This is a genomic window from Lonsdalea iberica, from assembly GCF_002111585.1.
Taxonomy (GTDB): domain Bacteria; phylum Pseudomonadota; class Gammaproteobacteria; order Enterobacterales; family Enterobacteriaceae; genus Lonsdalea; species Lonsdalea iberica.
Map to the genome: position 1 here is coordinate 1 of NZ_LUTP01000053.1, position 19,599 is coordinate 19,599.

General features: G+C 50.8%; 10 protein-coding genes and 8 pseudogenes. 14 read left to right on the top strand and 4 right to left on the bottom strand.

The window, feature by feature from the left end:
- Positions 1–45: 45 nt before the first annotated feature.
- Positions 46–363 (top strand): annotated as a pseudogene (locus AU511_RS17800) (ketoacyl-synthetase C-terminal extension domain-containing protein); the annotation flags it as partial.
- Positions 364–5,094, top strand: a complete 4,731-nt coding sequence (locus tag AU511_RS14910) for a type I polyketide synthase (RefSeq protein WP_240503856.1) — start codon at positions 364–366, stop codon at positions 5,092–5,094.
- A 202-nt stretch (positions 5,095–5,296) separates the two neighbouring features.
- Here the strand turns inward: AU511_RS14910 and AU511_RS17935 are convergent, their stop codons facing one another.
- On the bottom strand, positions 5,297–5,626 hold the full coding sequence (locus AU511_RS17935; protein ID WP_338037705.1) for an alpha/beta hydrolase: 330 nt from the start codon (positions 5,624–5,626) through the stop codon (positions 5,297–5,299).
- Positions 5,627–5,640: 14 nt separating this feature from the next.
- Positions 5,641–6,159, bottom strand: a complete 519-nt coding sequence (locus AU511_RS17940) for an alpha/beta hydrolase (protein WP_338037706.1) — start codon at positions 6,157–6,159, stop codon at positions 5,641–5,643.
- A gap of 286 nt (positions 6,160–6,445) precedes the next feature.
- Here AU511_RS17940 and AU511_RS14920 point away from each other — a divergent pair.
- The 3 genes and pseudogenes from AU511_RS14920 to AU511_RS14935 all read left to right on the top strand — a co-directional run.
- Positions 6,446–6,704: pseudogene (locus AU511_RS14920) on the top strand (integrase core domain-containing protein); the annotation flags it as partial.
- A 221-nt stretch (positions 6,705–6,925) separates the two neighbouring features.
- Positions 6,926–7,252, top strand: coding sequence for a hypothetical protein (locus AU511_RS14925; RefSeq protein ID WP_094110156.1), 327 nt, complete (start codon positions 6,926–6,928; stop codon positions 7,250–7,252).
- A gap of 326 nt (positions 7,253–7,578) precedes the next feature.
- Positions 7,579–9,096, top strand: coding sequence for an Ig-like domain-containing protein (locus AU511_RS14935; RefSeq protein WP_094110158.1), 1,518 nt, complete (start codon positions 7,579–7,581; stop codon positions 9,094–9,096).
- A gap of 92 nt (positions 9,097–9,188) precedes the next feature.
- On the opposite strand, the pseudogene AU511_RS17805 reads toward AU511_RS14935, so the two are convergent.
- Positions 9,189–9,284, bottom strand: a pseudogene (locus AU511_RS17805) (IS6 family transposase); the annotation flags it as partial.
- A gap of 2 nt (positions 9,285–9,286) precedes the next feature.
- A pseudogene (locus AU511_RS17810) lies at positions 9,287–10,017 on the bottom strand (transposase family protein); the annotation flags it as partial.
- Positions 10,018–11,336: 1,319 nt separating this feature from the next.
- On the opposite strand from AU511_RS17810, the pseudogene afaD (AU511_RS18055) reads away from it, so the two are divergent.
- The 9 genes and pseudogenes from afaD (AU511_RS18055) to AU511_RS14985 all read left to right on the top strand — a co-directional run.
- A pseudogene (gene afaD, locus AU511_RS18055) lies at positions 11,337–11,555 on the top strand (AfaD family invasin); the annotation flags it as partial.
- A 121-nt stretch (positions 11,556–11,676) separates the two neighbouring features.
- Complete coding sequence (locus tag AU511_RS14950) at positions 11,677–12,198, top strand: hypothetical protein (protein ID WP_094110160.1); 522 nt, start codon at positions 11,677–11,679, stop codon at positions 12,196–12,198.
- A gap of 559 nt (positions 12,199–12,757) precedes the next feature.
- Positions 12,758–13,020: pseudogene (locus AU511_RS18025) on the top strand (integrase core domain-containing protein); the annotation flags it as partial.
- Between the two features lie 1,073 nt (positions 13,021–14,093).
- The gene (locus AU511_RS14960; RefSeq protein WP_094110162.1) at positions 14,094–14,927 is read left to right on the top strand and encodes a fimbria/pilus periplasmic chaperone; all 834 of its coding nucleotides are present in this window, start codon (positions 14,094–14,096) and stop codon (positions 14,925–14,927) included.
- Positions 14,928–14,944: 17 nt separating this feature from the next.
- Positions 14,945–17,431, top strand: coding sequence for a fimbria/pilus outer membrane usher protein (locus AU511_RS14965; RefSeq protein ID WP_094110163.1), 2,487 nt, complete (start codon positions 14,945–14,947; stop codon positions 17,429–17,431).
- Positions 17,432–17,475: 44 nt separating this feature from the next.
- A complete protein-coding gene (gene afaD / locus AU511_RS14970; RefSeq protein ID WP_094110164.1) occupies positions 17,476–17,928 on the top strand; it encodes an AfaD family invasin in 453 nt (150 codons plus the stop codon).
- 103 nt (positions 17,929–18,031) lie between these two features.
- A complete protein-coding gene (locus AU511_RS14975; RefSeq protein ID WP_167372052.1) occupies positions 18,032–18,577 on the top strand; it encodes a hypothetical protein in 546 nt (181 codons plus the stop codon).
- A 248-nt stretch (positions 18,578–18,825) separates the two neighbouring features.
- Positions 18,826–19,062, top strand: a pseudogene (locus tag AU511_RS14980) (transposase); the annotation flags it as partial.
- A 71-nt stretch (positions 19,063–19,133) separates the two neighbouring features.
- Positions 19,134–19,599, top strand: a pseudogene (locus AU511_RS14985) (transposase); the annotation flags it as partial.

A 19,599-nucleotide genomic window follows, 5' to 3' on the forward strand; every position in this document is an offset into this window, starting at 1 on the left:
GAGACGCCATCCTCAAAAATCGACTGGTCGCGCGGCAACATAAAGTTGCTGAATAGTGCGCACGGTTGGCCTGAGAACGGACGGCCAAAGCGTGCAGCGGTTTCGGCATTTGGCTTTTCCGGCACCAATGCGCACCTCATTCTCGAAGAAGCCCCTCCGATCTCGTCTTCGGCAGAGCCTGCAGCCACTGAAAATACGTTCCCCGTTCCGGGTATTGCGCTACCGCTGTCAGCGGCCTCACCTGACGGATTATGCGCGCAGGCTAGGCAGCTAAGGTCGTGGATTAGCCGGGAGGCGGCACCTGACCTTAGCGCTGTAGCCTACTCGTTAGCTGCCCACCGTACTCATTTTGACTACCGCGCCGTGGTAACCGCCGACAATCGCGACGGCATACTCGAAGCGCTCGAGGGACTCGCCGAAAATCGTTACGCGCCCGGCGTCATTCAAGGTGTCCGCTCCCGGGCGGGCAACACCGCGTTTCTCTTTACCGGACAAGGCGCCCAATGGCCGACGATGGGTCAAGGCTTGTACCGTCTGTCGCCCGTGTTCGCCCAGGCGCTCGATAACGTCTGTCAGTACATCGACCCCTTGCTGCCGCACCCCCTGAAAACCGTCATATTCGCCGATAAAGGCACCGCGGAAGCGGCGCTGTTGAACAGAACCGATTTTACCCAGGCGGCCCTCTTCGCTTTCGAGGTCGCCTTATGCCGGACAGTCATGCACCTTGGGGTGCATCCCGATGTCATGGTCGGTCACTCCATCGGCGAGATCGCCGCCGCCCATATCGCCGGCGTCTTCAATCTGACCGATGCCGCAACCTTTGTCGCTGCTCGGGGGAAACTGATGCAATCCATCGCCGCCGACGGCGCAATGGTGGCGATTGAGGTCAGTGAAGCAGAAATCTTAACGTCACTGGTAGGACATGAAGATAGCGTCGCGCTGGCTGCGGTGAATGCGCCATCCTCCATCGTGATTTCCGGCGACACAAATACGGTACAGAGCATCGCCCAACAGTGGCACGATCGCGGTTTCCGCACGCACCGTTTAAAAACCAGCCATGCTTTCCACTCGCCCCATATAGATGGCATTATCGGGGAGTTACATAGCACGCTTTCAACACTGACGTTTCATGCTCCCGCTATTCCAATCGTCTCCACGGTGACCGGCACGCTGCTATCCAATGAACAGGCATGCTCCGCTGAATATTGGGCAAATCAGGCTCGCAAAGCGGTACGCTTCGACGCCGCCATCCAGTGGCTACAGATGCACAATACCGCCGTTTCGCTGGAAGTCGGCCCCGACGGCGTGCTGACGGCATTGGGGCGGTCCTCCCCCCTGAGCGAATCCGATAACCTCCCCGGCGTAACGTGGGTCGCCTCCTTGCGAAAAGACCGCGATGAAGGGCGTCCCTTCTTCGCCGCGTTGGCACAGCTCTATGCACACGGACAACCACTGGACTGGACGAAAATAGTTCCGCCGGCTCCGTACGTAACCCTGCCCACTTACCCTTTCCAGCAGCGCCGCTACTGGTTGCAAGCCCCACAGGGACAGCCGACATTCGACGGCGGTCTCTTCGCGGTTAACCATCCTTTTCTGCACGCAGGTATCAGTCTCGCCAATCAGCAAGGCTGGATTTTCACCGGTCAACTCGACGCGGCTAAGCAGCCGTGGCTCCTGGAACACGTTGTTGGCGACGTCGCCGCCGTCGCCGGCACCGTGACGGCCGAGCTGATGCTGTTTATAGGCGAACGGATCGGCTGCCAGCGCATGGACGATCTCTCTCTGCACACGATTTTACCGCTGGAGAAACAGGCCCCCGCTCATATCCAGTTGCGAATCGGTGAACGGGATGCGAGTGGAGGACGCCAGGCCGAAGCTTATTTCTACATTCCCGATCTCACACAGGCACCAGACCTAGCGCCGGTATGGCAACGCTATGCGACGTGTCGTCTCATGCCGGATATCAGCGCAACGCCGGATTGGCCGGATTTACATTCGCCGAACTGGCCCCCGGCAACTGCCGAACCGGTCGATTTCAGCCCGTTGTATGAACAACTGGCCGAAAAAGGCGTTGTACTGGGTGACTCTTTTCAACAGCTGACCCACGTCTGGGAATACAACGACAGCCTTTACGTCGAAGCGACGCTGCCCCCTATCGAAGGCGAACAGGGGGAAGATTTCATCATTCATCCCACCATTTTGGACGCGGGCTTGCAGGCGGCATTAATCGAAAAGCTGAATGTTGAAACAGATAACCAGCAGCCCCGTTTGCTGTTTTTCCTGAGCGGGCTTCGCTCCTACGCCAAGAATGCACAACGTCTGAGAGGACACTTGGTGCGCAAACCCTCAACGTCTGGCGCTTTGGGTTACCGTGAGTATTCATTACGACTCGCCGATGAGACCGGGCGTGCTGTCGCCAGCGTTGATGCAATGGTATTGAAATCGTCGAGTACGCCGACGACTCAGTCACCAGCGCGACCTCCTTTTTATCGTCTGCTCTGGCGTGAGGTAAAACCGACCGCGTCTTCTACCTCAATCAAACCTCTGTGGATGACTCAGCAAGCCACGCTGCGGCAGCGCTTATCTGACATCACAAAAGGACACACATCTTCTGTTGTCTATACGGATGTTCATCGTGCGCTAAAGGCGTTCGCTCCCGAACCGGGCTATATCGCGGCGTTGGTGATACCAACCGCTGACAATGCCGATATCTTTGCCGTCCCTGGCCCGATACATCATGTGCTCGACGCCCTACAAACATGGCTGAAGGATTTTCGTACCGCCGACACACCTCTTGTTGTCGTGACGCAAGGTGCGGTAGCCACTAGCGAAGATGAGACCGTTCCCCATCTCGCGCAATCCCCAATATGGGGATTAGTACGTACGGCACAGTTGGAGTACCCAGGCCGCTTTTTCCTGCTAGATATCGACGATATTGAAAACACATCATGGTCATTGATCAGCACCGCTTTCAATGCGCTTCCTCATACGCAGCAATTGGCGTTGCGCGCAGGAAAAATAGTCGAACCGCGACTGGTGAAAGCGGTTGCCGATGGCGATCTTTCCGATCACTACCATGGTGAACCTCAGCACAATGTATGCCGTAACCTCAACCCTGACGGCACGGTACTGATCACCGGCGGTACGGGCGCGCTTGGCAAGACCGCCGCCAGACATTTGGTTGAGCAACACGGCGTTCGCCATCTCATACTAGCCAGCCGGCGCGGGGCCGCGGCGCCGGGAGCCGTAGCGCTGCTTAAAGAACTCACCGAGCTTGGCGCGCAGGCCACGCTCATCGCTTGCAATATTGCCGACCCGCTGGCGGTGGAATCATTGCTGAACGCCATGCCTGAAGCGCATCCGCTAACGGCGATTATTCACACAGCAGGGACAGTGGATACCGCAACGCTGGACGGCATGACGGCGGAGCAGGTCGACAGCGTTCTACAATCAAAAGCCGTTTCTGCCTGGAATCTGCACCAACTCACGCTGAATCACGATCTTTCGGCCTTCGTCCTCTACTCTTCCGCCGTCAGCCTTCTTCCGCAAAAGGCACAGGGCAACTACGCCGCCGCCAACGCGTTTCTGGACGCCCTCGCGCATTATCGGCGCCATCTCGGCTTGCCGGCTTCAGCCATGGCTTGGGGGATGTGGGCCGAACGATCGGAGATGGGGGAACAACTCAGCAGCGACGATATTCAGCGGATTATTGAAACCGGTCAGAATCCACTCTCGCGCACGCAAGGATTGGCTTTTCTTGATACCGTTGTCGGCACTCGCGTTGTCGCACACGCACCGCTGCTGATTCCGGCGCGCTTGAACCTGGAAGCGCTACGTGAGCAAGGGGCCGCGTCACTCCTTGCCGAGGTACTTCCGCGTCGCTCGGCATCCCAAAACAGCGCCGGCCCTTCGCTACAGCTCGCGGACGTCCCCGAGAAAGAACGGCGGTCTTATCTGCTCAATGTGATTATTCAATACTCGGGAGACGTACTGAACCATCCCGACCCGAAGTCGATAAGAAGCGACGAGGAATTTATCGCTCTCGGATTTGACTCTCTGACCTCGGTGGAATTGGGCAGTCGCCTATCGCTTGCGCTTGGGGTCCGCATCCCTGCCACCGCGATTTTTGAACATTCAACCCCCGGAGCGCTGGCTCAATTCATACTCGGTTTAGTGTTCAAGGAAACACCGAATTCTTCAATTGAACCGCGAACCGAGCAGCAGAAAAAGACGGGCGGCCTTTTTCACCTTCTTCGAAAAGCCGTGGAACAAGGCATGACAAACGAAGGTCTCAGCGTATTGGCGGGAGCTGCACGCCTGCGTGAACAGTTTTCTCATCTGCAACATAACCAATACGCGCCTGAAGGGATATGGCTGGGGCGCGATCGAGAAAAACCGCTGCTCATTTGCCTGAATTCATTCATCCCGGCCGCCGCTAACTTAACCTACCAGCGCTTGAACGCAGCGTTGTGCGATCGATATAGCCTATTGACCCTACCCCTGCCCGGCTACGATGCCTCCCCCCTCCCTGCAACCGATCATGCGGCGGCGGCGGCGCTAGCGACAGCTGTGGAAAGAGGCGCTCACGGGCGCGATTTTACGCTGGTTGGTTTCTCAACCGGGGGACTCGTCGCCCATGCCACGGCTCACCAGTTGGAAGCTCGCGGTATACAGGCCAAATCCGTCGTGTTGATTGACAGCTTCCCGCCTTCGGCCATGAGTGAGGACGCGATGGGAGATGTGCTGGAAACCTGGTTCGCTGCAAAAGGGGAATTCTGGACGGGCGAGGACAATGCGATGATGGCGATGTCTTGGTATCTCGAACTGTTTGGCCTTCAGTGGACACCCGCTCATTTGAAAACGCCGACATTGATGCTCCAGGCCGCGAATTACCCTGCGTCTGCACAGCCCGCATTGTGGGCAAATGAATGGCCCAATCTGCTGAAAAGCGTCATCACGCCGGGAAGCCACTTCGAACTGCTGACGGAACATGTCGCCGAAACGGCTGAAAATATATCCGCACTGCTAAGCGAACCCTTGCCAAAAACGAATATAGAAAAAGGAGCTTTTGGCCCCCAAAGAGACAAGAAATAACAGTGTAAAAAACTGTCGAGGCCAGGTTGTAGCGCGAAAATAGCTAAGTGTGGCAATGATAGTTGCAGGACCATAATCATGATTCGCAGCGCCCTGTGTTACAGGGCGCATACCTTGAATACGGCTCGACCGAATAAATAAAGAGGCGTCACTGACGATCCAATGACTTCACTTTATACACGGCTTACCACGTTATCGTATCTTATGAGGAGGGAGCCGGTGAAAGCGCATCATCCAGAAATCGAACCGCGTTCCGCAGGGCCTGATCGGCCTCGGGAAGAAGTCCCGCAAACAGCGGCCAGACGTGGAACATGCCAGGCCAGATTTCAAGCGACGTTCTTACGCGACTGTCGCTGAGATGAGCCGCCAGTCGTGTGGCGCCGCTCAGCATGACCTCGTTTTCACCTATTTGAATCCACGTAGGCGCAAGCCCCCTTACATCCGCAAAAATCGGCGAGGCATCAGGATGGGTGGGTAGCTCCCCGGCAAGAAAAATGCCTGCCAGCTGGTTGAGAAACTCGGTGCTGCACAAAAGAACAATGCCATTTATGACTTTCGCCGGGTCTCCGCTATGGGCAGGTCTGCCCTGGGCGACATTACCACTGCGGCGGCAGGAAGCGCGATATTGGCCTCTTTGGCTTTTCGCATGATCATCACCATCATAGCTCCCCCAGCGGAATCTCCGGCAATAGCCAGCGATTGCGGGGATACGCTGCTCTCCAACAGAGAGCGATAAGCAAGAAAAGTATCATCGATATGAATGGGGAAAGGAGACTCGGGCGCCTGTCGATAGTCCGGGACAAAGACGGTCGCCCGGAGACATTTGGCATAGTTCCCTGCCAGTCCCCGGTAAGCTTTTGTTCCCCCATGAACATAACCGCCCCCATGTATGTAAAACAGACCCCGCCCTTCAATGACATTGTCAGGCGTTACCGTCATGGTTGGCACGCCGCCCAAATCAATGTGGCCGAACGAGACGCCTTCAGGCGCAGGAAAGAGGCTGTCGAGTTCGTCGACATAATCTGCCCGAGCCTCTGGCCAGCTCTTATCGCTCTCGCCCTTCATTTTTAGTAATACGGGCGTGGCGGCCTGAATCCATCCCTCTAAAGCATTTTGCGCGTTACAGGTAACATTTGATGGGTCTCCTGGTGAATTATTTTCTACGCTGATACTTTAATTGAACAATTCGGGAAAAGGGTTCGACAATGAGTGTCCGCAAATTCATCAATAACGATCATCCTGGCGGTGGTATTGAGCTCAATACCCTGCGTACCTTCGTCGCTATTGTTGAGGCGCTGCGGGTGCTGGATAAATGCTTACCGGTTCGTATTCAGATGGATAACGGCAGTTTAAACGGGCGTACGAGCAGGGTGTCACCATTGGACCTCTTCCGCCCCGGAAAACCGACAGATAACGCGTTTATCTAATCATTTAACGACATTCTGAGGGATGAATGTCTGAACATTCACTGGTTTCTGTCACTGGGCGATGCGCAGGACAAACTCGACATCTGGCGCAGGGAATATAATCTTGAGAGAACGCATTCATCATTAAATGACATGACTCCGGCTGAATTCATTCGAAGTCTTCAGAAAGACGAAGATCTCTAGTTTATGACTGCATTGGTTTGGGGCCAGGGTCAATACCGTCACCCTGTTCTGGAGGGGAATAAATGCTTCAGGTGAGATTATAGACAGTGATGTAGACAACCGGTACTGGCTGCGGATCTCACCATGGGGATCACATTTATATTCCGGAGAGTAAACTCGAGTCTCTCAAGGACAAAGGTACTGTGACGGCGAGTTATCAGGTCAGACGAAACGGAGTCGTAATGGGCATATCAGAATTTAGCAAAGCAACGCTTGATTTGAGCGGCAGTGACCTCAGCATGGCAATTTCAACGGGAGCGGCAAATACAGATTATGATGCCATTTATGTTTATCCGTTTAATCAGGGCGTGGTAAAAGGCCTTGCAGGGGTAACTGTCATTTTATCGGTCGTAGGCGATGCTGTTTTTAATGGATCGGACACCAGGACTTATCAGCCCGTGCTGAATGAATCAGGTCAGAGCAGTTTTAGCTGCGCTCTGCGGTGCAGGATAACGTTGAAATCAGCGCTGAAGCGGCGAGCAATCCCGGCGTCAGCGTTTAGCAGATAGATAATCCGTTTTGGCGCGTATACGAAGGGAAATGGCAATGTCCAGTACCTTAACTACTCAACGGATTGACGCCCTGCTCATCATGCCTGAAAACGGCTCCGGCCTCCGCGCCGAAATAACTCAGGTCCGGGTAACAGTTAGTGGCTCTACAGTGATTGATGGGCGACTTAAGCCAGTCAGCGGACATCCTGCTGAACTCGAACAAGTTCGCTGAAATCGACATCATAAACAGCTTGGCGGAAACCCTGAATGGTGAATAGTCTCTACCCGACTCATAAGGCTCCATAAACCGGCTTTCATTGGTATTTAAGTCATTTTGATACGGGATGAATGTGTTTGCAGTGTTGTTGGGCATCAAACAGCCCGGAGGTAAGGGCTTTCAGACAATATTCGAATTAACTTCAGTCAATGCATTTTATAGCGGAGATTATGTAATGGAAATAACAAATTTTGTGCTTACACCAAACACTGCCGTCGCGAATGGCACCGATAATATCACTGCCAGTGCCGTTGTAATGAACGGTAACGATTATGTATCAAACGAACCTGTTGTTTTCAGCGTTACAACGGGCTCAGCAATCTTTTCGAACGGTTTGTCATCCATTGTGGTTTCGAGCAATATCCTCGGTGCCGTGTCTGCCAGACTGGTTGACACTACGGCAGAAACCATCGTGATTGAGATTGCACTTCAAAACGATGCCGCCATCCATGACTCCCTGGCGGCAACGTTCACCCCATCAGACAATTCCGTCGATACCATAAATCTTCTGCTGACGATTGATAACGCAAAAGCTGACGGTGAGGACCAGAACCAGGTTGAGCTCCAAACGCTCAGTGGAGCTGTTCCGGTTTCCGGAGCGTCAGTTTCCCTTAAGCTGACAAATGGCGCTGTCTTTATCAGCGGGGAAAATACGGCGAAGATTAAAACAGACAGCAATGGGCGGGCCTCTCTGCCCTTCACCAGTACAACCGCTGGCCAGTCGAAATTGACCGCTTATCTCGAAGAGAATCTTGCCATTTACAACTCGGTGACGGCAACATTTGATGGGGGGAAAGTAACCTTGCCTGCTCCCACAGTGGCTGAAGCGGATAACACAGCGATGACTATTGACCCGGCATCTTTAACAGGTGGCATCTCGATAGTCATCCCTGAAGCGGCAAACCTGACAGAGGGGGATAGTGTAATCGCTTCGCTGAGGGACAAGTCAGGTATTACGACCAGTGCTGAGCATATGGTTACATCAGCAGAGGCCGGTAAGGCTCTGACAATTATGCTGAACAATACCCTAGCAGGTGATACGGACGGAGAACAGATAGCTGTATGGTACCAGGTGACGCGTTCTAAGTCTGCGGTGGGTGAAACCTCCGCAGAATCGATTTATACCATCAAAATATTACCCTCCATGTTGTTCGAGGATTTTGAAGGTAATCAAGATATTACATTATATCTATGGCAGTCCGTACAATTGGTGAACTCTGGTGCTACTCTGACCAATAAGAGCTTGGACAGAATTGTTATAACTGGTGGTGTTGATGATGAGCTTGCTCCCTATCTGCTCGGGAAGGCCCTTAGTGCATATGGAGGAGCGACTGCCCTTAAATATAAAATAACATTCCCTATTGCATTTAATTATTTTAAAGTCGGAGTACAGATGGGGAAGGGATATACGAACCGTTTTACTTTTTATGACAGCCAGGACAAAGAGATTTACCTGGAAGATGTTACTGGTAGTGGTGCTACTGTAGGCCGTTGGTTTGAGCATACATTTACGGGAACCAAGGCAAAAAGTCTCATTATATCCGGCCCCGCTTTAAGTATCGACAATATCACGGTTAGTTCCTAATCGACCTTTTATCTTGCAATACCTACATGAAATAAAAGGGCACTATCGTAAAGTTCGTGATGAGGTAGCCTTGTGTATTACCGGAAGGCTTTCTATTTAAACACTCTGCTCACCAGACTCCTCTCACCTAGTGGATAGGCAAAGTAGAAATTCTCTGCCTGTCCTTTACGCAGTGCCCACATGACCTCATGTCTGCAACAATGCGATCCAATACCCATATCACCCGTTGTGCGGGTATATTCAGGTCGATGCCAATCGCAAAAGCTTCATGGTTATAGTCATCCACGCCGTTAAAGGTGCGAAAACGTCGGTCACAAGTTAATGCATCTTGCATAAAATCCACCACCCAGCTGTAATTCAGCGCTGCGGAACAGCCAGTGGCGACGGATAGCGTACTGGAAGCCGATGGTTTCCTTTACGACGAAAGTTCAGCCTCAGCAGGCAGTATACCCAATGCACTATTTTATGATTCTAGGCGTAACCCTGGCGGCGCAGTATCTGGAACGTTTGTGAAGCCGTAACACGTATAACATTCAGCTGCCAGCTGAAGTGCAGTGATAACCGGTTCATCGCGCAACATGTAGGGACGGTAATGACAAACCGTACAGCTTAGAGAAAAAGCCCGGCATGCTTGCCTGACGCTGAGAGAAAAAGTTTGCACCACGTGCTTTATCAGCTCCCACTTTGCTGCCGGCTTCAGCGTTTTTTTTCGATTACATCTTTCAGTGCCCTGTTCTCAAGGCTCAGATCGGCGAACATTTGCTTCAGAGGGCGGTTTTCATCCTACAGATCTTTGCTCTTCTTTATGTCAATGGCCTCTGAAATTCCGGCTTCACAGCAGACATTCTTCTCTATCCTGTCGGCCTCAACGGTCTTAAGAACGGCGATGATATGGTGTTCGGTAAAACGGGCTTTTCGTATAGCGATCTCCTTAGGGGCATCATCCTTATGCAAGAAGATCCCTAAAAGTGAATGGCACTATTATGCGGGATGGTTACAATTCTGGCGTCCGAGCTTAGCCCTTCTCAGCTTCGTAAATCGAACACCCCCGCCGACGAGGAATCCCGTACATTCCAGTACGCAGCGACAGCACGGCAAACCAGCAATATCAAATTCTGCTCGGAAGCCCATCCCGATAAAACCCTCGTCTTTCTGAAACGCTATGTTTCCCCGCCTGACCCTGACCGAATTATCCGGAAAATTTACAGTGGTCAGTTATTTTAATCACACCCTCACCATGTGAGATGATATTTAATCGCCTTATTTTTTTCTTATAAATAAAAATAAAACCAAGCATATGAAATAATTATTTAATCTTTCATGAGAGCGACCATTTCTCTGTGCCAACTAAATCACCACTAAAACAATGAATATCAGCCAATTAAACACCCACCATGTCGATTTTAATATAGCGCTTCAGAAAACCGTTAAAAACATTTTATTTCAACAAATTACCGCCATTGTAAACCATCATAACGAATGCTCCGCAACTCAGCACAATTCATTGACTTTATTGGTAAAAATAAGAAAAAAGATAGCCATCACCGGCCAGAGGTTAGATTGTTGAATAAATATAATAGTGATTATCTGATAGCTTTAAGATTCCATTCTATGACCCCCTACCCCATAAAAATGACATATAAACACACTCAATTAATTTATGCTCTAAAACACGGGTGATAATTCAGAGACTGAAGATGAAAGATACGAATATTTTCAATTCTGATTGAACCCAAAAACCGGCTCAGATTCTCAAAAAAAAGAAGACAGCCTATAAGTTATATTTCACTTTTTAAGGGAAAGTTACTTCAGCAACCAGATGTTTCCCCCGATGATGGAAAAACCATGTCTGGATTTTAATTCGTAGTTTTAAGCCGATGAACGAACCAGGATTAACCCAATTTTAGATGTCAAGTTCGGTTCGAACGGTAAGGTATATTCAGTCCCCCTCATCTAATTATCTTCCGAGAGAGTTAAAGAAAGTCTCATGTCTTTATTCAGTGTCAATCAGACGTAATTAACTAAACGAATCTATAACGATAACGATAATTTTCTGTATTTCAGTAAAAACATTCTATGCAGTGTATTGCTTAACACGACACTATTAGCTTTTTGCATCGTCGCCCGTGGAATGGATACAGGAACAACAGACAGCACAAACCTCGACCAAGGAGCACTAGTGAGCCACGAAGCCCTAGTGGGATTCAAGTTGTCGGCGAAGTTAAACCTCCTCTTTTCCGTCAGGCCCCTATGTGATGTCCAGGAAACCGGATGGTGAACATGAGCTGCGTATCCGGCTGATGCCGAGAAACCTTATCGCTGAGGGTAACCGCGCCAGGTCAGAAATGGTACTAAATACCAGAGATGACCGGCTTACGTTTGACGTTCTCGCAGACGGCGAGCAACGGGTTGAAGCTGACCGCTATAGGCTGGACAGCTCTTCTCCCCCTGACAAGTAGCTACGAAGAATCTGAGGCTTTTGGCATGACGGAATTATGCTTCCATTTCGACCGGAAGCTAATGGCCCACCAGTAAGACATTGGTGGTTAATCTAAGTGAAATACTTAAAAAGGTAAATTTATGTCTATGATGAAAAAAACAAGGCTGGCTGCGGTACTTCTGGCTGGCGCAGGCATGAGCGTGGCTCAGGCCGGCGTGAATGGTAGCGGTATTAGCGCAACAGCTGAGCTGGCATTTTCCAATGCCACCAATGTCTCAAATGCGATTACTGCTCCCAATAGCTTAACCGCCAGAAAAAACGCAGCAAATAATGTTATTGCTACCGGCTCGATTCGTTCATCCGACGGGTTAGCTCATGCTTATGCTGTTAAATTTAGCCCAGACATCGACACATCAACGGGAGGGACATCCATGCCTAGTGCCGTTGTGAGTGGTAAAAACGACAGCGCAAACAAAGTGACTTTGGCACTCAATGGCGTAGCCAGCGACAGTAGTGCCATGCCTAAGGATGGTTACTTAATCGTTGGACTAGGTAGCACTGCTAACGAGACTGTTAAATACTCAATCGTTATGCCTGCAGGTCAAACTGTAGCCGCAGATACCTACACCGTAGGTACTGTTGCATACACTTACACCGCTTAAAAACCATCATAGGGGCGATCGATAACCCCCTATAAATAGCGCGACTAAGCCAACACCAAAATTCGGTAGGTTTCAGCCAGCGATAAAGAACGGTTAACAGCACTGTTCTTTTCAAAGCCTGCGGGGAGTGTCTGAAGACATTCCCCGCGATCATATTGCAATCATCCTGAATACATAATTGCAGCATCAGTTTTAGAGATATTCCGATATTGCTTATATCCTCTGAAGAGCTCGCGATGCTTAGCGCTCGATTCACAAAACATCCCATCGTCGTCCTTGAAGGTGTCGGAGATGGCTGGATGATTAAGATTTGAAGAGTCCGTTAAACTCGTTCTAGGTATTCTCAATACGCAGGTCAGACGTTCATTCATTCAGATGCCGAACTTTTCATCATGTCGTTTGTAGCGATATCCAAGGCAATTAGTGTCCCCGACATGCAAAAGTTGTAGAAATGGGCTGACTAAACGCTCACAGAATATATATAACTGGTATCAAGGACGGTGGGTTTACTTCACTGGCGCCGACCGAATAGACCGAAATCCGGGGCGGTGTGCCGGGATTTAGTCACCCCGCAAAGCCGACGCAAAACGCGTTTATTAAACGCTTTAATCAGACTTACCGGACAGAGATCGTGGGTGCTTGTTTGTTAAGGGACACTTACCGCAGTGTGTGAATCACAAATTATGGCTGAGCGAATATGACAACGAGCGTCCGTACGAATTCCTGAACACCCTGACGTCGTCAGGGTACCGGGTAACGGATACTAATGCCGAAATCTCAAAAAAGCATGGCGTTAGAACGAGTACCTATACAAAAAAGTGACCGTTTCGAATTGCCCACACAGTTTAGAATCACGTGGACTCCCCCACAAATCACTTAACATTCAGGGCTAGAACAATAAGCCAGCTTTACGACCCTATTATCAGTGATAAGCATTCGCCCTTACCTTGTGAGCTTATTGTTAAAAAAATGTCTTACCTTTGTTTTATCAATGAAAGTCAAACAAAGTGCATAAACCTATTTTTTAAATTACGCCATTTTCTTAGTTTTTATAGGACAAAGTCGATGTGTTATTACCGCCCCTTTAGTTACAATAAGTCTTAAATATCATAACTTTATCTAAAAATTAGAGCATTTAATACGATCGATCGCGACGATTGAATGCATTGATTTTTATTCATTAAACCTATCAACAAATAATAGTTGCTCACTGTTGTCAATTATTAATAAGCATGTATCATTAATCGTCGTGAGGGGATGACAATATTAAAGAGCATAAGGAAACAATGATCTTTAAGTAGCAAGCAGTGAGCGTTTAGATATTCCGCCCTCCCTCAACCATATGGTGTGGAATATACTCAACCTCAGAATTTGGTTAAGGGATAAATTATCGAATAGTAATGCAAGTGATTATCTGATGCTCTTGAAAAATGCCGAACTGCGCGATTAATTGGCCTTCATTAGTGGGAAGCGCAGCATTGGATATGAGAATTTCATTACATACATAAAAACCTAAACATTTTATTTGGGATACATACCTGTGGAAAACCTGTAAAAGCAATCATCTTAACCGCTTTGGTCAGAACATAGAGGGCAACTCATAAATCATGACAAAGAAACGTGGCTTTCTTCTCCGAGATTTTCTTTAAATGAGGTCATTATTTTGAAGAGAAAGGAGATAATTCATCAGTTATCTTTCATTATTTGAGTGACATTGACTCCACCGACCTAACATTTTTAGCGGTGGCATGGGTGTGTCTGGATTTTTAATAATATTTTTATCACCGGATTTACTTGGCTTAATGTTTTTTAAGATAACCAGGCAAACTGGAACGGTAGCGTATTTTTAGCTTCCCCCCATTTTATTATCCCCCTATGGAGTTAAAGGAAGTCTTATGTCTTTATTTAGCGTTGGGCAGGCGTATTTAATTAAACATAACGATAAACCTGTATATTTCAGTAAAAACATTCTGGGCGGAGTGCTGCTTAGCGCGACGCTACTCGCTTTCCCCCTCTATGCCCCTGCAGAAGGGACTCAGCAGCAACAGACGATAGCCGCCACGACAAAAGTTTTTGAGATTAAGCTGGGTGCTAACCGTCTAATTTACCGTCCTAACTCTGCTGGCTCAGAAATTTCAGTGACCAACCCACAGGATTACCCGATTTTGATTCAGGGAAAGGTCTACAACGAAGACAAGAAAACCGCCGCTCCATTTATTGTTACGCCACCTCTTTCCCGTCTGGAAGCAAAGCAGCAGAGCCGGCTGCGGATCATCAGGACAGGCGGCAGCATAGACAACGATAAGGAAACCCTGCAGTGGTTCTGCGTAGGTGGCATTCCCCCAAAGGATACCGATGTATGGGCGCAGGATAAAAATGGCAAATCTTTGGCACCATCCTCTGTACATCTGCAGGTGGAGGTTAGCGCACATCTCTGTATCAAAATGATGACTCGCCCCTCTGACGTGAAAGGAAGCCCGATGGACGGAGCAGAGACCCTTCAGTGGCACCAACAAGGTAACCAACTGAGCGTGACCAACCCGTCCCCATTCTACATAAACTTGTCTTCGGTTTCAGTGGGCGGAAAAGCCGTACAGAACATCGACTACGTTGCACCTGGTGCTTCCCGCAGCTTCCTCCTGCCGAAAGGCGCTGGCGGACAAGTGGATTGGAAAATCATTACCGACGAGGGTGGCGAAAGTCATGTTTTTCAAGCCCCGCTGAGATGATCTCGGCGCCTTAGATAATGAAGGTTACATTACCCAGTTTCGTTGCCATCAGCGTATGTCTGGCACTGCAGTCACCCTGTGTACAAGCTGAACAGTGGGAGTTTGATGCCGCCGCCTTGGGCGTAAGTGTCAGCGAGCAGGATATCGCGCTGTTTAATCAGGGAGGTCAGATTCCCGGCACCTACCGAGTGGGAATACTCCTGAACGGAGAGCTGGTGGATTTACGCGATGTAACCTTTCGGCTGGAGAAAGACGCTGCCGGGAAGTATGCCCTCTCGCCTTGCCTGGACAGGGTACAGCTTTCACGGTACGGCATCAAAACAGAGGATTATGCAGAACTGGCCAAAGGGGCAGACGGCTGTGCAGTACTCAGTGCCATACCGGGTGCCCGAGCGGAATTCAGCTTCAGCGGACAGCAGCTTTTACTAAGCATACCTCAGATCGCGTTGCGCCCGGAGTCAACGGGAATCGCACCACAAGATATGTGGGATGACGGGGTACCCGCCTTTCTAATGAACTATCGTGCTGGCATCAGCAGCACGGAAACTAGAGTCGGGGCAGGTAACAAAGACGAGTCAGGCTATATCCAGTTGGAGCCAGGGGCGAACTTGGGGCCGTGGCGCTTACGTAATTCCACCAACTGGGAGAGCAAGCAGGGGCAGTCAAAGGGCTGGCAAAGTACATATACGTACCTTGAGCGTGGTCTCTACAAAATGAAAAGCCGCCTGACGCTAGGGGAGCGTTTTACTCCCTCGGATGTTTTTGACAGCGTCCCCTTCCGCGGGGTGATGCTGGGGTCAGATGACAGCATGGTGCCGTCTACTATGCGGTCATTTGTACCAGTAATACGCGGCATTGCCCGTACTCAAGCCCGTGTAGAAGTGAGTCAGAAAGGTTATACGATTTACAGAACAACGGTAGCGCCAGGCCCATTCCAGCTGGATAGCCTACCGGTTTTTGGCTCGGGGGGAGACTTGGTTGTCACCGTTATTGAGGCGGACGGCAACAACCAAGTGTTTATCGTGCCCTATCAGACACCGGCAATAGCACTGCATAAGGGCTATCTGGATTACAACCTGATGGCAGGAAAGTACCGTTCGTCCTATACCGGCGTGACGCGTGCGAATGTAGCACAGGCCGTGGTGATGTATGGGTTGCCCTGGAACCTAACCCTTTATGGTGGCTGGCAGGGGGCGACGCATTATCAGGCACTGTCTACAGGACTTGGTATCTCGCTGGGACTGTGGGGAAGCCTCTCTTTGGATGCGACCCGCGAACGCGGTCAGCAGTACGGGCGCCACGCTGAAAATGGAGAAACCAGGCGGCTGCGCTACAGCAAGTTAATAGAGGCAACGAATACCACGCTTGCGCTGAGCTGCTACCAATATTCCTCCTCCGGTTATATGGCGCTGTCAGATGTTTTGGACAGTTATCGCCAGAACTCCGGAACGTCGAATACGAATAAACGAAAATCCCGGACCGCTCTGACAATGAGCCAGTCTCTCGGTGACGCAGGAAGCCTAAGTCTAAGTGGGTACCAGGACCGCTATCGCAGCGATCAGCAAAACACAACAGGATTAAGCGCCAGTTACAGCGTCAGTATACACGGGGTTTCTCTATCGCTGAACTGGTCGCAGAACCGCAGCGAAAGCAGCGACGACCAGATAGTAAGTACAGTTGTCAGTATGCCGCTACCCCGCTGGCTGGGTGGAAATACAAGGGCCAGCGGGCAAATCACCTCGCCAACATATGGAGGAAGCACAGAGCAGTTGGGCCTTAGCGGAGATGCATACGACCACCAACTGAACTGGAATGTAATGCAGTGGCATCAGTCCGGCGCGGGTGATCACAACAGCAGTGCCCTGCAGCTTGGCTGGAGAGGAACCTACGGACAGCTTGACGGAAGCTATAGCTTCAGCCCGTCTTATAGACAGCTCGAACTGGATGCGTCAGGTGGACTGCTGGTTACCCGGGACGGGCTGGTGGCGGGTCAAACGCTGGATGATACGGTAGTTATGGCAGCAGCGCCAGGCGCTTCCGGAGTCCCGGTCGGCGGTATGACAGGTGTGAAGACAGATTTCAGAGGGTATGCACTGCTGGGTGGTCAGCAGCCCTATCAGAAGAACGTGATCAGCCTGGATCCGACGTGGCTACCAAGTGACGTCGAAGTGACACAGACCGACGTCACGGTGGTGCCAACCGGGGGGGCGGTCATCCCTGCTCCCTTTGCCACCAATATTGGAGGTAGAGCGCTTGTAACCCTGACCCGCCCCGACGGCAGACCTGTGCCTTTCGGGACGATGGTAACGCTGCTGGAGCAGAATTTGTCCGCCGCTAGCGTGGCCGACGAAAACGGACTGGTCTATCTGTCGGGCCTGCCGACTACAGGGCAGTTACAGGCTAAATGGGGCGTATCTGCGGGGCAGCAGTGCCGGGCGGATTACCGTCTGCCAGACAAGGTCGGCCCCGCTGGAGTGTATACAGTTACGGTGGCCTGTCATTGATGACTCCACGGACGAAAATAAGGAAATCTTTCGGAGAAAAGCGGATGAAAGATACAGACAAAACGGTTGCCGGTCTGCTGGCGGGCATCTTGTTTGTAATGACTACCTCCCCCGTGCAGGCAGACGAGACTCCACGGCTGGCGCTGAGAATGAAGCATGACCTGCAGGCGCATGTAGTAAAGGACGGAATGCGCCTCGGCCAGGGCACGCTGGTAAGCCATGAGGCCCATGCGGGCTTCCGGTTATGGAGCGAGGTTCAGTCCTCCTCATTTCTGACAGGCCACTATGTACTGTCCGGAAAACAGGATGGTGAACATAAGCTGCGTATCCGGCTGGTGCCGAGAGACCTTATCGCTGAGGGAAACCCCGCCAGCTCAGAAATGGTGCTGAACACCAGAGATGACCGGGTTACGTTTGACATTCTCGCAGACGGCGAGCAACGGGTTGAAGCTGACCGCTATAGGCTGGATATCAGCGGGACAGTGCTTCTCCCCTGAAATATAGCTACGAAGAATCTGAGGCTTTTGGCATGACGGAATTATGCTTCCATTTCGACCGGAAGCTAATGGCACACCAGTAACACACTGGTGGTTAATCTAAGTGAAATACAAAAAGGGTAAATTTATGTCTATGATGAAAAAAACAATGCTGGCTGCGGTAATTCTGGCTGGCGCAGGCATGGGCGTGGCTCAAGCCGGCGTGAGTGGTAGCGGTATTAGCGCGACAGCTGATTTGGTATTCTCCAATGTCACTAATATCTCAAATACGATTACTGCTTCCAGTAACTTGACTGCAGGAAAACATTCGGCTGATGATACTGTTGCCACAGGTTCGATTCGTTCATTGGACGGGTTAGCTCATGTTTATGCTGTTAAATTTAGCCCAGACATCGACATAACAACGGGTAGCATGTCCCTGCCTAAAGCACTTGTTAAAGGTAAAAACGACAGCACAAACACAGTGACTCTGGCACTGAGTGGCGCAACGAGCGCGAGCGGTGCCGTTCCTGAGGATGGTTACTTAGTCATTGGACAGAATAGCGCTGCTAACGATACTGTTAAATACTCAATCGTTATGCTTGCAGGTCAGACTGTGGCCGCCGATACCTACACTGTAGGTACTGTTGCATACACCTATACCGCTTAAAAAAAAACATCATAGGGGCGATCGATAACCCCCTATAAATAGCGCGACTAAGCCAACACCAAAATTCGCTTGGTTTCAGCCAGCGATACAGAACAGTGCTTATCACCGTTCTTTTTGAAGCCAGCGGGGTAGTGTCCTGCAACACTCCCCCGCTTTCATATATTTTGCCGTACAGAAAACTGAAACCAGTGGACTGCCCCTGCCACGGTAGACAATCCTGCCCTATATTTTGAGCATAGGAGGAGCGTATGGGCACACCACGATTTACACCTGAATTTAAGGAAGAGGCCGTCCGGCAGATCACTGAGCGTGGCTATTCCGTTGCTGAAGTTTCCGACCGGCTGGGCGTCTCCGCACACAGCCTCTACAAGTGGCTACGCGCCATAAAACCTGATAATAGCGAGCAGCATGCAAGGGATCTCCTCGAGGCTAAAAGCGAGATCCTCAAACTTCGAGCACAACTTAAACGCACTGAAGAAGGACGATGACCTGCTCGCCGTTGATTAGTATACCCCGATGTTAGTAATGTCTTCATAAGCCACATGAGGACATCCCCATGAAGAAGCGTTTTTCCGACCAACAAATCCTCAGTATTCTCCGTGAGGCCGAAGCCGGGGTATCCGCGCGTGAACTCTGCCGCAAGCACGCCATTTCCGATGCCACGTTTTACACATGGCGTAAGAAGTATGGCGGTATGGAAGTGCCTGAGGTTAAGCGCCTGAAGTCGCTTGAGGAAGAGAACGCCAGACTCAAGGAGCTGCTTGCCGAAGCCATGCTGGATAAGGAGGCGCTTCGGGTGGCCCTGGGCCGAAAGTACTGACGACAGACCAGAAGCGGGAAGCCGTGGTGTTGATGTGTGATACGACCTGTCTGTCGCAACGTCGTGCCTGCAGACTCACAGGTTTGTCCCTGTCGACCTGCCGTTACGAAGCGCAGCGCCCGGCATCGGATGCGCATTTATCCAGACGCATCACCGAGCTGGCACTGGAGCGCAGGCGTTTTGGCTACCGCCGAATCTGGAA